The sequence below is a fragment of the Tissierella sp. genome (genome assembly GCF_031460495.1).
Lineage (GTDB): Bacteria > Bacillota > Clostridia > Tissierellales > Tissierellaceae > JAVKTS01.
Window position 1 is genome coordinate 84,537 of record NZ_JAVKTS010000002.1, and the last position, 13,809, is coordinate 98,345.

The 13,809-nt window shown below is 30.6% G+C and carries 20 protein-coding genes; 17 read left to right on the forward strand and 3 right to left on the reverse strand.

Annotation, left to right across the window (positions count from 1 at the left end; translation table 11 throughout):
• The 7 genes from cobK to RIN63_RS04175 all read left to right on the forward strand — a co-directional run bounded on the left by cobK (position 1) and on the right by RIN63_RS04175 (position 4,636).
• On the forward strand, positions 1-732 hold the full coding sequence (cobK, locus tag RIN63_RS04145; RefSeq protein ID WP_310443415.1) for a precorrin-6A reductase: 732 nt from the start codon (positions 1-3) through the stop codon (positions 730-732).
• Between the two features lie 78 nt (positions 733-810).
• Complete coding sequence (locus tag RIN63_RS04150) at positions 811-1,065, forward strand: cysteine-rich small domain-containing protein (RefSeq protein ID WP_310443416.1); 255 nt, start codon at positions 811-813, stop codon at positions 1,063-1,065.
• Positions 1,066-1,084: 19 nt separating this feature from the next.
• Positions 1,085-2,158 carry a nicotinate-nucleotide--dimethylbenzimidazole phosphoribosyltransferase gene (gene cobT / locus RIN63_RS04155; protein WP_310443417.1) on the forward strand — a complete coding sequence of 358 codons (1,074 nt, stop codon included), beginning with the start codon at positions 1,085-1,087 and terminating at the stop codon, positions 2,156-2,158.
• A gap of 55 nt (positions 2,159-2,213) precedes the next feature.
• The gene (gene cobU, locus RIN63_RS04160) at positions 2,214-2,750 is read left to right on the forward strand and encodes a bifunctional adenosylcobinamide kinase/adenosylcobinamide-phosphate guanylyltransferase (RefSeq protein ID WP_310443418.1); all 537 of its coding nucleotides are present in this window, start codon (positions 2,214-2,216) and stop codon (positions 2,748-2,750) included.
• Positions 2,747-3,481 carry an adenosylcobinamide-GDP ribazoletransferase gene (gene cobS / locus RIN63_RS04165; protein WP_310443419.1) on the forward strand — a complete coding sequence of 245 codons (735 nt, stop codon included), beginning with the start codon at positions 2,747-2,749 and terminating at the stop codon, positions 3,479-3,481. The genes cobU and cobS overlap by 4 nt, the downstream gene beginning before the upstream one ends.
• Entirely contained in the window at positions 3,472-4,038 is a 567-nt protein-coding gene (locus tag RIN63_RS04170) for a histidine phosphatase family protein (RefSeq protein WP_310443420.1), read from the forward strand. Before cobS ends, RIN63_RS04170 begins: the two co-directional genes overlap by 10 nt.
• Before the next feature lie 124 nt (positions 4,039-4,162).
• Positions 4,163-4,636: a hypothetical protein gene (locus RIN63_RS04175; protein ID WP_310443421.1), complete on the forward strand. Its 474-nt coding sequence runs from the start codon at positions 4,163-4,165 to the stop codon at positions 4,634-4,636.
• Between the two features lie 103 nt (positions 4,637-4,739).
• Here RIN63_RS04175 and RIN63_RS04180 read toward each other — a convergent pair whose 3' ends face one another.
• Positions 4,740-5,660: a pseudouridine-5'-phosphate glycosidase gene (locus RIN63_RS04180; protein WP_310443422.1), complete on the reverse strand. Its 921-nt coding sequence runs from the start codon at positions 5,658-5,660 to the stop codon at positions 4,740-4,742.
• A 288-nt stretch (positions 5,661-5,948) separates the two neighbouring features.
• On the opposite strand from RIN63_RS04180, the gene RIN63_RS04185 reads away from it, so the two are divergent.
• The 4 genes from RIN63_RS04185 to RIN63_RS04200 all read left to right on the forward strand — a co-directional run bounded on the left by RIN63_RS04185 (position 5,949) and on the right by RIN63_RS04200 (position 8,475).
• Entirely contained in the window at positions 5,949-6,257 is a 309-nt protein-coding gene (locus tag RIN63_RS04185) for a helix-turn-helix domain-containing protein (RefSeq protein WP_310443423.1), read from the forward strand.
• Positions 6,258-6,453: 196 nt separating this feature from the next.
• Entirely contained in the window at positions 6,454-7,155 is a 702-nt protein-coding gene (locus RIN63_RS04190; protein WP_310443424.1) for a pirin family protein, read from the forward strand.
• Between the two features lie 15 nt (positions 7,156-7,170).
• Positions 7,171-7,770 (forward strand): nitroreductase family protein, encoded by a 600-nt coding sequence (locus RIN63_RS04195; RefSeq protein ID WP_310443425.1) that lies wholly within the window; start codon positions 7,171-7,173, stop codon positions 7,768-7,770.
• 147 nt (positions 7,771-7,917) lie between these two features.
• A complete protein-coding gene (locus RIN63_RS04200; protein ID WP_310443426.1) occupies positions 7,918-8,475 on the forward strand; it encodes an NAD(P)H-dependent oxidoreductase in 558 nt (185 codons plus the stop codon).
• Positions 8,476-8,569: 94 nt separating this feature from the next.
• On the opposite strand, the gene RIN63_RS04205 is transcribed toward RIN63_RS04200, so the two are convergent.
• A complete protein-coding gene (locus RIN63_RS04205) occupies positions 8,570-9,484 on the reverse strand; it encodes a PfkB family carbohydrate kinase (RefSeq protein ID WP_310443427.1) in 915 nt (304 codons plus the stop codon).
• Between the two features lie 131 nt (positions 9,485-9,615).
• Positions 9,616-9,933, reverse strand: coding sequence for a hypothetical protein (locus RIN63_RS04210; RefSeq protein WP_310443428.1), 318 nt, complete (start codon positions 9,931-9,933; stop codon positions 9,616-9,618).
• 136 nt (positions 9,934-10,069) lie between these two features.
• Here RIN63_RS04210 and RIN63_RS04215 point away from each other — a divergent pair, with 136 nt between their 5' ends.
• The 6 genes from RIN63_RS04215 to tpx all read left to right on the forward strand — a co-directional run bounded on the left by RIN63_RS04215 (position 10,070) and on the right by tpx (position 13,719).
• Entirely contained in the window at positions 10,070-10,549 is a 480-nt protein-coding gene (locus tag RIN63_RS04215; RefSeq protein ID WP_310443429.1) for a hypothetical protein, read from the forward strand.
• A 183-nt stretch (positions 10,550-10,732) separates the two neighbouring features.
• Positions 10,733-11,593, forward strand: coding sequence for a dipicolinate synthase subunit DpsA (gene dpsA / locus RIN63_RS04220; protein ID WP_310443430.1), 861 nt, complete (start codon positions 10,733-10,735; stop codon positions 11,591-11,593).
• A gap of 2 nt (positions 11,594-11,595) precedes the next feature.
• On the forward strand, positions 11,596-12,174 hold the full coding sequence (locus RIN63_RS04225) for a dipicolinate synthase subunit B (RefSeq protein WP_310443431.1): 579 nt from the start codon (positions 11,596-11,598) through the stop codon (positions 12,172-12,174).
• Between the two features lie 141 nt (positions 12,175-12,315).
• Entirely contained in the window at positions 12,316-12,798 is a 483-nt protein-coding gene (locus RIN63_RS04230; RefSeq protein ID WP_310443432.1) for a DUF1232 domain-containing protein, read from the forward strand.
• 62 nt (positions 12,799-12,860) lie between these two features.
• Positions 12,861-13,124: a YciI family protein gene (locus RIN63_RS04235; RefSeq protein ID WP_310443433.1), complete on the forward strand. Its 264-nt coding sequence runs from the start codon at positions 12,861-12,863 to the stop codon at positions 13,122-13,124.
• A gap of 82 nt (positions 13,125-13,206) precedes the next feature.
• On the forward strand, positions 13,207-13,719 hold the full coding sequence (gene tpx / locus RIN63_RS04240) for a thiol peroxidase (RefSeq protein ID WP_310443434.1): 513 nt from the start codon (positions 13,207-13,209) through the stop codon (positions 13,717-13,719).
• The last annotated feature ends 90 nt before the right edge of the window (positions 13,720-13,809 follow it).

A 13,809-nucleotide genomic window follows, 5' to 3' on the forward strand; every position in this document is an offset into this window, starting at 1 on the left:
ATGATTTGGATTATCGCAGGTACCAGTGAAGCAAGGGAAATAATAGAAAGAATAAAAGATTTAGATAACTATATTGCCACCATAGCCACAGAAGGAGGCAAAGAATTTATCAATACTCATAGACTCATAGTAGCTAGAATGAATTATGAGGAAATGATGAGCTTCTGCCAAGACCGTAATATATCATTAATAGTAGATTTAACCCATCCCTATGCAAAAATAGTATCCCAATACGCTAAGAAAATAGCAGACAAGCTAAATATTGACTATATTAGATATGTTAGAAAAAAGATAAATATGGCAAGAAGTGCAATTTACTTAAATAGCTATGAAGCTGCTTACGAATATCTATCTAATATTTCAGGAACAGTATTTTTCACAACAGGGTCAAAAAATATTGGTGATTTTGAAAAGGTAAGAAAGGGCAATAGATTCATTTATAGAGTACTACCAGCCTTAGACAGCATAGAAGAATGTAGGAAATACAAGATTTCAATGTATGATATAGTAGCAGTCCTAGGACCATTTTCTACAAAGTATAATGAAATAATGTTTAAAGAATATGGGGTTGATTATGTTATAATGAAAGATAGTGGAGATAAAGGTGGAACCATTGAGAAAATAAGAGCTTGTGAAGAGCTTGATATAATACCAATAATAATAGGAAGAGAAGAAGAAAAAGGTATATATAGTCTAGATGATATAGAAAAAATCATCAGAGAAAAAATTTAGTTAAGGGCTTGAACACTTTCACAAAAAAGATAAAAGAAATGTCAGGTTGTCTTTTTTGGAAAAAAGGGGGAGAAATAAATGGAAAACTCATATAGATTTTATAGAAATACTTCCTGTGACTATTTTCCCTGTCACAAGGTAGAAAAAGAAGATGAATTCAATTGTATGTTTTGCTATTGTCCATTATATCTTTTAGAGGATTGTGGTGGAAATAATATAGACAACGATGGAGTCAAAGATTGTTCATATTGCATAATACCTCATAGACCAAAAGGCTATGATTATATAAATAATAAGTTAATGGAACAAAATGATTTAAAAAGACGAAAATAATTGTAAAGGTGGGATATATATGAATTCATTAAAAGAAACATTAAATCTCATAGGGCCAGTAGATGAGAATGCAAAGAAAATTACTAGAGAAAAATGGGATGGATTAGTGAAACCTATGGGTAGCTTAGGTACATTAGAAGAAGCTACTATAAAAATAGCAGGTATGACTGGTAAAGTAGCTAACAAAATCGACAAAAAAGCCATAGTTGTAATGTGTAGTGACAATGGAGTGGCAGATGAAGGAGTAAGTTCTGCACCTCAAATATTTACAAAGATTTTAACAGAAAGCATGACTAAGGGATTGACTGGTGTTGCTACATTGGGCAAATATACAAATACGGATATTGTAACAGTAAATCTAGGTGTAATTGGTGAAATAAATGACCCACAAATAATAAATAGAAAGATTGCAAATGGGACAAAAAACTTCGTAAAAGAATCAGCTATGACTTATGAAGAAGCAGTTAAATCCATAGAAGTAGGTATAGAAATAGGGGACAAACTATATAGTGAAGGATATGATATTTTAGGCACTGGAGAGGTAGGCATAGGAAATACTACTACATCTGCAGCAGTTTTATCTGCTTTAACAGGTTTAGATGTAGATATAACCTGTGGAAAAGGAGCGGGTCTTACGGCTGAACAACATTCTAACAAGAAGGATATAATCAGAAAAGGAATAGAGGTAAACAAGCCTAATAAAGAAGATCCAATTGATGTACTAGCAAAGGTAGGAGGCTTTGATATAGGTGGAATGTGTGGAGTAGTTTTATCAGCAGCTAAAAATAAAAAGCCTGTAGTAATAGATGGATTCATTTCTGGTGTAGCAGCTCTTTGTGCTGTTAAATTAAATCCATTGGTTAAAGACTATATAATTCCGTCTCATTTATCAGGAGAACCAGGAGCTCAATATGTATTGAATGAATTAAAGTTAAAACCGATGTTAAATTTAGGTATGAGATTAGGAGAAGGATCAGGTTGTCCATTAACATTTCAAATCATAGAAGCGGGTCTTTATACATTAGAAAATATGGGCACATTTGCTGAATTAGCCTTAGATGGGGATGCATTAGTAGATATAAGAGAAGAATAATACAAAGGTAACACAGAGGGACAGTCCCTCTATGTTGTTTAGATGGAGGGATAGAATGATTACTTTAGTTACAGGTGGAGCAAGATCAGGGAAGAGTCGTTTTGCAGAAAATCTATATAAGGACAAAAAAGATGTAGTATATATTGCTACATCTAAGATATTTGACGATGAAATGGAAGAAAGAATAAAACTGCACCAAAATTCTAGACCACGGGAGTGGAGAACCTATGAAGGCAATTATAATCTTCAGGATGCTATAGATAAGGAAAAAAATTATCTTCTAGATTGTATTACAGTCCTTACATCCAATATTATGTTTGATATATCTAAGGATGCAGAATATATAGATTATGAGATGCAAAGAGACATAGAAGATACTATAGTTTTAGAAATCAAAAACTTAATCAGTAATATTAAAACAAAGGATTATAATCTAGTTTTAGTTACCAACGAAGTAGGAGATTCCATAGTTCCTGAGCACCATGTATCTAGGGTATTTAGAGATATTCAAGGAAGGGTAAACCAACAGATAGCTCAACTCACAGATCAGGTTTATTTGGTATGTTGTGGCATACCAGTGAAAATTAAATGATAAAGGGGCTAATACTTTCTTTGCAGTTTTTTTCAAGAATACCAATTAATATAAATGTAGATTTTAATGAGAAAAACGCCAAATACTCGGTATTTTTTCTACCCTTAGTTGGAGCTATAATTGGAGGATTAGGAGGACTGGTCTACTATCTAATTTCTCCATATAATAAACTTATTGCTTCTTTTCTTGCATTACTTACCACTATAATAGCAACAGGAGGCCTGCATTTAGACGGACTTTCAGATACTTGTGATGGTTTCTTCTCCAATAGAGATAAGGAAAAGGCTTTAGAAATAATGAAGGACAGCAGAATTGGAGCCTTTGGAGTATTGAGCATTGTTCTTTTGATTTTATTCAAATTTATACTTATAGCAAGTATTGAAATGTTGCCAATAGCAATAATACTGTCCTTTGCTAATAGCAGATTAGTTGTTGCAAGAATAATATCCTACAAAAAGAGCGCTAGACCAGGGGGTCTAGGAGATTTTTTTCATAGTAGCAAACCTGAGAAGCTAATGATTGCAAGTGCAGTTATCTATATAGCTATCTTGATATTATTAGATATAAGGTATTTGATTCCATTATTGATTACAGCTTTGGCTGGAGAATATATCTCACATGTATCTTGTAAAAAAATAGATGGACTAACAGGAGATGTCTATGGTGCTATTATAGAAATAGGAGAGGCAATTTCCTTATTGAGCTTTTGGGGAGTGATGATATGGATATAATAATGATAAGGCATGGGGAATCTGAGGATAATATAAAAAAGATTTTCAGTAGAGATGATACATCACTTACTGAAAAAGGTATAGAGCAGATAAAAAGAACTAAAGAAACATTAAAAGAATTTACTTATGATAAAGTATATTACAGCCCATTATCAAGAACAGTAGAAACCTTAGAAAATTTAGGATTAGTAGGTACAGAAGAGCTAAGAGTCAGAGAGATTAATTTTGGAATCTTCACTGGAAGAACCTTTGAAGAAATATCAGAAGTCTATTCTGATGAAACCAAACTATGGCTAGAGGATGCAAATAATTATGTAATCCCCCAAGGAGAAAGTTTATTAGATGTATACAATAGAGTAAAGGCATTCATAGAAGAAATATCTAAAGAAAAGGAGAATATACTAATAGTTACCCATGATTGTGTTATTCGACTAGCCATGTCATGGATATTCGATAACCCAGATTATTTCTTTAAGTTTAAAATAGATAATGGTAGCATCAATATAATATCTATAGAGGATGATTATAAATATATAAAGAAGTTGAATTACAATTAAGTATACTATAAGTCAACTTATGTCCTAAGTTCATTTGTTTTGATAAGGAATCAAATTAATGGGTAAATTCAATATACATACTGCTGCTTATAAAGAAAATTCGTATATTGAAAGGGATATGACAATGAGTAAACAAACTGAAGAAAAAATAATTAATTTTATAAAAAAAGATCTTTTAACTAAAGAAGAGAGTCTAGAGTTAATAGATAGTTTGTATTGGGCTGATTGGGATTTGATAAATAGAGAATATCAAGAAAGTATAGATGATATATTCCAACATTTAAGCAAGGAAGGATTATCTAACGAGGAAATATCTTTAATTCTCAAACTCTACAACAACCCCAATGGGGCATATGTAAATGAGTTTGCCAATGTAATTGTCAATCTGTACAAGAAAGATAAAACTAAATTCATTCAATCTTTAAATCTAGAAAAAGAAGAAGCAATAAACTTGGTCTATATATTTAGAACTCATTATATAAAACTAGATGAAGATCAAGAACTACTTGACATCATTAATTCAGGAGAACTATCTGAAGAAGAGATAGATACTGCAGAGAAGTTTATAAAAATGTACGAAAATATTTGCAACACCTGAGTGTAAGATAAAGAGAGGTTCTCTAATGATAAAAAATCCTTGTGAAACTATAATATAGTCATCACAAGGATTTTTTAACTAGAGATGAATTGACCCTCTAATCTTATAATTTACATAATTCAGAAGAAATCTGCGCTCCTAATTTTACATTGTTATATACCAATTGAATATTAGCTTCAAGGCTTTTACCTTCTGTTATCTTTTGAATTTTATCCAGTAAATAAGGCGTTGTATCCTTTCCTTTGATACCAAGTTTTTCAACTTCAACAGTTGCATCTTCTATTGCTTTTGAAATATAGGAGCTATCCATGGCATATTCTACAGGAATAGGATTTGCAATGACCATAGAACCCTTCATATTTAAATCTTCCTTTGCCTTTAGGGACTTCGCAATTTCAATTGGAGTATCCATTCGATAATTTACCTTAAATTCACTATCTCTAGTATAAAAAGCAGGAAGTGTATCTGTTTCATAGCCGATAACTGGAACTCCCTTAGTCTCTAGATATTCCATAGTTAAGCCAAGGTCCAAGATGGATTTTGCCCCAGCACATACAACAGCTACATTGGTATTAGCTAATTCTTCAAGATCTGCTGAAATATCCATAGTTGTTTCAGCTCCTCTATGAACACCACCTATTCCACCTGTGGCAAATATCTTTATTCCAGCAAGGGCAGCTATAATCATAGTAGCAGCAACAGTAGTAGCGCCATCTTCTTTCCTTGCTACAAGTATTGGAATATCCCTTCTACTTGCCTTAGTTACATCAAGACCTTTCTTTCCAAGATAGTCAATTTCCTCATGAGTAATACCTACAGAAAGCTTTCCGCCTATTATAGCAATAGTAGCTGGAATAGCTCCATTTTCTCGAACTATTTTTTCAACATTAAGAGCTGTTTCCACATTCTTTGGATATGGCATCCCATGGGATATAATAGTGGACTCAAGTGCTACTACAGGTTTATTTTCGTCAAGAGCCTTTTGAACTTCTGGATTTACTACTAAAATATCCTTTAAATTCATAAAATTACCTCCAATTATTTTATATATTTGTAAAACTTATTAACTAATAAATCTATTTGATTCTAATTAACAGATCAAATAGTATTATATGTTTTTATTGATAAATATAACCTTATAGTATATCTAGTATTTAACTTTGTCAATAAATTATATACTAATAATAATTAAATAAATCTAATAAATACAATGAAATATGTAAGCCTGATTATAAGAAAATTCAATTATATATAATAAGGTACTTACTTTATTATACTAACTATGATATAATACAATTAGGTGGTGATTAATATGGAAAAATATCATTTATGTCCAAAATTTGAAGATGCTTTTGAGTTATTGGGGAAGAGATGGACAGGATTAATTATAAGAACGCTGCTAAGTGGAGAGAAACGCTTTAGTGATATATCAGCAGCTATACCCAATATGAGCGCAAGAATGCTAACAGAAAGATTTAAAGAATTGGAGCATCAAGAAATCGTTATTCGTAATGTATATCCTGAAACCCCTGTAAGAATCGAATATGAACTTACTGAGAAAGGAAAAGAACTTAGCGTAGCTATGGATGAGATACAAAAATGGGCAGAGAAATGGATATAAAACAATATAAAAAAGTATATGGAAAATCCTCTGAACTTAAATTTAGAGGGTTTTTTATATATAAATAAATATTTTAAAGTTTTACTTGACATATAAATTAAGTTATGTAATAATATAAATATACAAAGTAACAAATAGTAACTAAGTAATCAATGCGAACAAAATAAATAATAGTAATCGATTAGGAGGATAATAAATGTTAAGAAGACTAGAAAGCAAAGATATGGGTAAATCAGATTTAGGTTGGTTAAAAAGCCTTTTTCATTTTTCGTTTTCAAACTACTATAATCCAGATAATATGAACTTTGGTGTATTAAGAGTAATAAATGATGATTTATTAAAAGCTAATACTGGATTTGATACTCACCCTCATAAGGATATGGAGATAATATCTTATGTAGTGGATGGAGAACTTACTCACGGTGATAGTATGGGAAATAAAAATGCTATAGGAAGAGGCCATGTGCAGTATATGAGTGCAGGAACTGGAATTTATCATAGTGAACATAATTTTGGTGAAGACACTTTAAGGTTTTTACAGATATGGATATTACCAAGTGAAAAAGGGCTTAAACCAAGCTATGGTGACTATAGATTCAAATGGGAAGACAGAAAGAATAAATGGCTTCAAATAGTATCAAGTGTTGAAGGAAACGCACCTATAAAAATATATCAAGATGCAAATATATATGTATTAGAATTAGATAAGGATAAAGAAATAGAGTTTAAAGTAGATGAAGGTCGCCAAGCTTATTTAGTACAAATAGAAGGAAGTACACAGATAGATGGAAATATATTAAAAGACCGAGATGCATTGGAAATTGTTGAAGAGGACATAATAATAAAAGCAAATGACCTATCTCATGTCTTAATAATAGAAATGAAAAAAGAAAATTAATTGGAGGAAGAAAAAATGACAAAAAATTTTTATGAAGGATTAAAAGAAAGAAGATCATATTATGGAATTAGTAAGGAAAATGTCATATCAGATGAAAAATTACAAGAATTAATAGAAGATGTAGTGAAACATACGCCATCAGCTTTTAATTCACAAACAGCTAGAGTAGTATTGTTACTTGGCAAAAATCATACAAAACTATGGGATATTACAACAGAAATAATGAGACAAAAATTGTCACCTGAACAGTTTCCTACTACAGAAGGAAAGCTTAAGACTTTTGAAGCTGGATACGGTACAGTTTTATTCTTTGAAGATACAAGTATAGTAAAAAGTCTACAAGAACAATTCCCTTCTTACAAAGATAATTTTCCAATATGGTCATTAGAATCATCTGGAATGAACCAATACAATGTTTGGCTTGCACTAGAACTAGAGGGATATGGAGCATCATTACAACACTATAACGAGCTTATAGAGGAAGATGTTAAAAAAGAATGGAATATACCAGATAGCTGGCAATTAAGATCACAGATGCCATTTGGTAAAGCAGTATCTGAGCCAGGTGAAAAAGACTTTAGTCCTATAGAAGAAAGAGTAAAAGTATATAAATAATAATATTATATAGATTTAAGACATATTGCATTAGGAAAAAGTTTTTCAAATTATGTTTAGTGTATATATTCGAGGGTATAATATTATTAGAAGCAACTTATTAATAGTAATAAAGTAATTAATCATAACCATATAGGAGGTAGTAAAATGTTAAAGATAGGTATAATTATAGGAAGTACAAGACCAGGTAGAAATGCTGAACAAGTTTCAAAATGGTACTATGAAGTAGCAAAGAAGAGAACAGATGCTGAATTTGAGCTTATAGATATTGCTGATTATAACTTGCCATTGTTAGATGAAGAACTTCCAGCAGGATGGAATCAATATGCTAAGGAACACACTAAAAAATGGGCTGCTAAAATAGCTGAATTTGATGGATTTGTAATGGTAACTCCAGAATATAACCACGCTCCATCTGCTGCACTTAAAAATGCTATAGATTATTTAGCACTTGAATGGAATAATAAGGCAGTTGCATTTGTAAGCTATGGTAGTGCAATGGGAGTTAGAGCAGTAGAACATTTAAGATTGGTTGCGGGAGAGCTTCAAATGGCTGATATTCGTCAACAGGTTATGTTCTCTTTATTCACTGATTTTGAGGATATGAGTGTATTTAAACCAGGTGAAGGTAAGGATAAGAGTGTAAATGAACAACTTGATCAATTGATTCCTTGGACTAAAGCTATGAAAACAGTTCGTGGATAATAAAAAATAAAAGATAAAAAAAGAGTTAATAATTCCAAATTATTAACTCTTTTTTTTTATGATATTTTAAAATATAATTATATGTTTTAAAATTCTATTTGATTAAATTTATTATCTTTTCAGCAGACATATGCTCTGATACAGTCATATTTGATTGTATGCAAATAGAAGATGCAGCTAATCCGGCTTTTGCTGATTTTTCTATATTAAAATCCTTTAAATATGCCCAAACTAAAGCTGCTATATAACTATCTCCAGCCCCTGTAGTATTTATCACTTCTGTAGAAATAGGTGGAATACTGCCCCTTTTTACTCCATCTGTATAATATACACCTTTTTCCCCTAAGGAAACAAACAGCCTTTCAATACCTTTTTTTAGAATAAAATCAGTTGCCTTTTCTAAATCTTCTGTGGTGTGAATTTTCATATTAGATAAGATTTCTGCTTCTATAATATTAGGTTTTAAAGTATGAATATTACGAATAGAGTCTTTAATTTTCTCGGTTTTTTTAGTAGAAACCGTATCAAGAAATATAGGTACATTTGAATTATCCATTATATACTCCAGTGATTCTTGAGGAATATTAGTATCTAGTACACATGCTGCTCCACCATTAATTATTTCTAGTTTTTTTTCCAAATAATCTGGGGTGATATATTTATAAATCTCCATATCAGAAATAGCCAATTGCATTTCTCCTAGTTCATTATTGATGCAAAGATAAGTAGAGGTTCTCTCATCAGGCATAATTAGAGAATGTTTTAAGCTAATATTTAGATCCTGACAACTGCTTTGTATTTCATTAGAATAACCATCGGCACCTAATACAGTGATAAATTCTATATTAACTCCCATTCTACTAAGATTTTCAGCAATATTTCTAGCAACTCCACCTAATGCCAATGCAGATTTACCTGGATTTGAATCATTTGGGTTTAATTTATAATAAGGTGTACCTATAATATCAATATTGGCACCACCAATAATAGACACATATTGTCTTTCCATCTATTTACTTACCTCCTACTTACCATAGTATATATTTATATTATAGTTGATAATTAATTTTGTCAACTAACATCTGATCTAGGAGAAAAAGAATAAAAACCATTAGAAGAAAGAGTTAAAGTATATGAGTGTCAAGTCCAATTGTTATCCTGAATATTTATAATGTCTTCATCGCTACTATCATTTCTCATATTTACTAATGATTCTACACTATTACAATATTCATCTAGTAAACTATAATCCAGATATTCCTTAAATTCTCGTATGATTATAATCAGTTCTTCTCTACTAAATTCTCTTCTATCTTGTACCATATCCAGGTAATTTCTAATATTACTTTTAATATTTATTTTTAAATATTTACCTACAATACCTAATTCTCTTCCATAAACTTCAGTTTTATTTATTATTTTTTGTATATCATTAACATATCTTTGAACTCTCAACAAAAAACTCACCACCTATGTATATTTTATCTTATATTATTATTTTTATACTATTTAAGACTAATAGCTTTAAAAAATGGATTTAATTCTACAATTTTGATATAATATATTTTGAATTAAAGTAACTCAAGAGGAGTTGATGACAATTATTAAATTAGTTAAACTTGCAGTATTAGTAATAATTATAATTTTAATACTAAATTCATTGGGCATGTTAAATCTAGAAACAAGTAAAAAGGTAGATGAAGCAGTGGAGACAACAAAAATAAAAATTAGTGAACTTAAATATAAGGACACTCCAATTACTGAGATGTCATTAAAAGAGCTATCATCCAATATTTCTTCGGATATTACTTATCTAAAAGAAAATGTAATAACAGAAGATGGATTAAAGCTTTCTGGTAAAGGACTAGATGTAATGATTAATCCGACGAAGGAGAGAATCCTTTCTGCTCAAGTTGATACTGCAGAATCTAAGTCAGTGGAGACTATAGAGAAACTTTTATATAATTTAACCAAGAAGGAAATTAAGGTTCCAGATGAACTATTAGAAAAGGGTAATTTTTCAGTTGTAGTAGATAAGATAGATGGTGAATTTAGCGTTAAGTTTGATAAATAGTCATTCATAGAAGCATCACAATAATAGATAAGTTTATTCTATTACTGTGATGTTATTTTTTTGCCCTCAGATATGCTAATTATCAAGATTATTCATTAGCATTAGAAATACAAGCACTTAATACTTTGAAGTACATAATATGTATTAGTCTCTAAATATTTTTAGAGTATAGGAGGGAAAGTAATGAAAATTGCTGTAATAGGTGGAGATAAAAGAAGTATTGGGTTGGCAAAAATGCTCTGGGAAGATGGTCATGATATTAAAGTATTCGGCTTTAATAAATTAGAGGATACTTCATTAAATCATATAGATGATATGAATTTAGCTATTAAAGAATCAGAAACAATCATAGGGCCATTACCTTGTTCAAAGGATAATATAATATTAAATACTCCATTTAACCTAGAAGAAATACTATTAGAGGAAGTTTTTAGTTTAATGGAAAGCAATCAAATATTTATTGGTGGAAAAATTACTGAAAAAATATCAGATATTGCAGGAATCTATAATATTTCTACTATAGATTTACTTGAAAGAGAAGAGATGGCAGTACTAAATGCAATACCCACTGCAGAAGGGGCGATTCAGGTTGCAATGGAAAATATAGATATTACTCTTCATGGTTCTAATATTATGATCTTAGGATTTGGAAGGATAGGAAAAATACTTGCTAAAATGCTTCATGGAATTGGTTCTAATGTCTTTGTTGAGGCAAGAAATCATACAGATTTAGCATGGATTAGTAGCTATGGTTATATACCAATACATTTAGATTCAATAAATGACTATATTCACAATATGGATGTAGTTTTTAACACTATTCCTACCATGGTTTTAGGAGAAAATTTATTAGTAAAAATGAAGAAGGAATCCTTAATTGTCGACCTAGCATCTATACCTGGAGGCATTGATTTTAAAAAAGCTGAGGAATTGGAGATAAAGACTATTTGGGCATTAGGGTTACCTGGAAAGGTAGCGCCTATTACTGCTGCAAAAGTTATGAAAGAGACAATTTATAATATCGTAGGAGAATTGGAGGGGTAATTATGTTGTTAGATGGGGTAAAGGTTGGTATTGCAGTTACAGGTTCATTTTGTACCTTTGAAACTATATTAATAGAAATGCAAAGACTAGTTGATGAAGGAGCAGATGTTTATCCAATAATGTCTTATAATGCATATAATTTTGATACTAGATTTGGTACTGCAGAAGAATGGAAAGAGAAAATAAAGACAGTAACAGGGAAGGAAATCATATCAACAATACAAGATGCAGAATCAATTGGTCCAAAGGCATACCTTGATATAATTGTTATAGCACCTTGTACAGGAAATACACTTGCAAAATTAGCAAATGCAATCACGGATACACCAGTGACTATGGCTTGGAAAGCACATTTAAGGAACAAGAAACCAGCAGTAGTCGCTATATCTACAAATGATGGACTTGGAGCTAATGCAAAGAACATAGCTGTATTATTGGATAAGAAAAATGTATATTTTGTGCCATTTGGCCAAGATGATGCAATTAAAAAATCCACCTCACTAATTGCTCATTATGACATGATAGTGCCTACTATTCTAGAGGCACTCAAAGGAAAACAAATTCAGCCATTGTTAGTATAATGAAAGGAAGCTTAGAGTATCAGTTGCTACTCTAGCTTCTTTTCATATTGAATAATAAATAAACTATTTTATGAAGTTTATAATATAGTATAATTAATATTGGGTATATTAATTAATAATACTATTTATTGGAGGGTGTATATGAAAATAGATTTTAATGCAATTTTTAGAAAGTTAGAGGGTAAAGCCAATGCAATTTCCTTTGATAATGCTAGACTAAAGAATCTTTTAGAATCAGCTAGACAAAAGGCAGAAGGAAATAAACAAATTATGGAGATTTGGGATGATTTAAAAATACTTATAGAATTAATTAGAGATTGGATGAAAGGGGAGTATAGGGACTTAAATAGATCTTCTGTTGTCATGGTAATAATATCCTTATTATATCTAGTTAACCCATTAGATTTAATACCAGATTTTATTATAGGGGGTTTTGTTGATGATTTAGCAGTTATTGCATATGTAATTAAAAAAATATCTGAGGAGTTAAATCTATATAAAAAATGGAAGAATATAGACAATAATAATAATAAAGATGAAGAGGCAGAAATATTTGAAAACACGAAAGATGATGACAATATAGAAGTAACAGAGTATACAGTATATGAAAATGAAGAAGATTAAAGCTAAAATATGGTATAATATACTATGCCAATGATGGCCTATTATATTTTAAGGAGGACAAAATGATATTATATGCTGCCATATTAAAGACTATTGACCCTAGGAAGGATGCAGAGGTATTAGACGAGCATAAGGCTTATCTTCAAAAGTATATTGATATAGGGAAAATTTATGCAAAAGGACCTTTTACAGATCATAGCGGAGGGTTGGTTATTTATAAAGTAGACAGTATTGATGAAGCAAGAGAAATTATAGAAAATGATCCAGTCATTAGAGAAAATTCTAGAGAATATCTCCTTAAAGAATGGAGAAGCAATATTGATTAACTATTATTTGATTGATTCTGCCCTTTTAGGGGTAAATTCATCTATAAGATAATATATGAATTTATGAAGGGAGATATAAATAATGGAAAAAAGAAAAGATTTAGTTACTATGGGTGGAAATCCAGTGACATTAATAGGTAAGGAAGTAAAAGTAGGAGATATAGCACCAGACTTTACAGCACTAAAAAATGATATGTCCCCATATTCTTTAAAAGACGCAGGCAAAGGAGTAAAGGTAATATCAGTAGTGCCATCTTTAGATACAGGAATATGTGAGCTACAAACTATAAACTTTAATGAAACTGCTACAGAGTTAGGTGATGTAACTATTTTAACTTTGTCAGTTGACTTACCTTTTGCTCAACAAAGGTTCTGTTCTGCAAATAGTATAGATAAAGTTGTTACATTATCTGATCATAGGGATTTGTCTTTCGGAATGAACTATGGTTTTGTAATGGAGGAGCTTAGACTTCTTGCTAGGGGAATAGTAGTTATTGATAAAGATAATATAGTTAGACATGTAGAATATGTAAAGGAAATAAAGACTCATCCTGACTATGATAAAGCTATGGAAGTAATAAAAGAACTAATTTAATTAACATTTAATATTAGAGACTAGCCATTAGCTAGTCTCTAATATTCAGTGTTGCAATAAATGTTATTATTTGATATATTTTTAGTATGA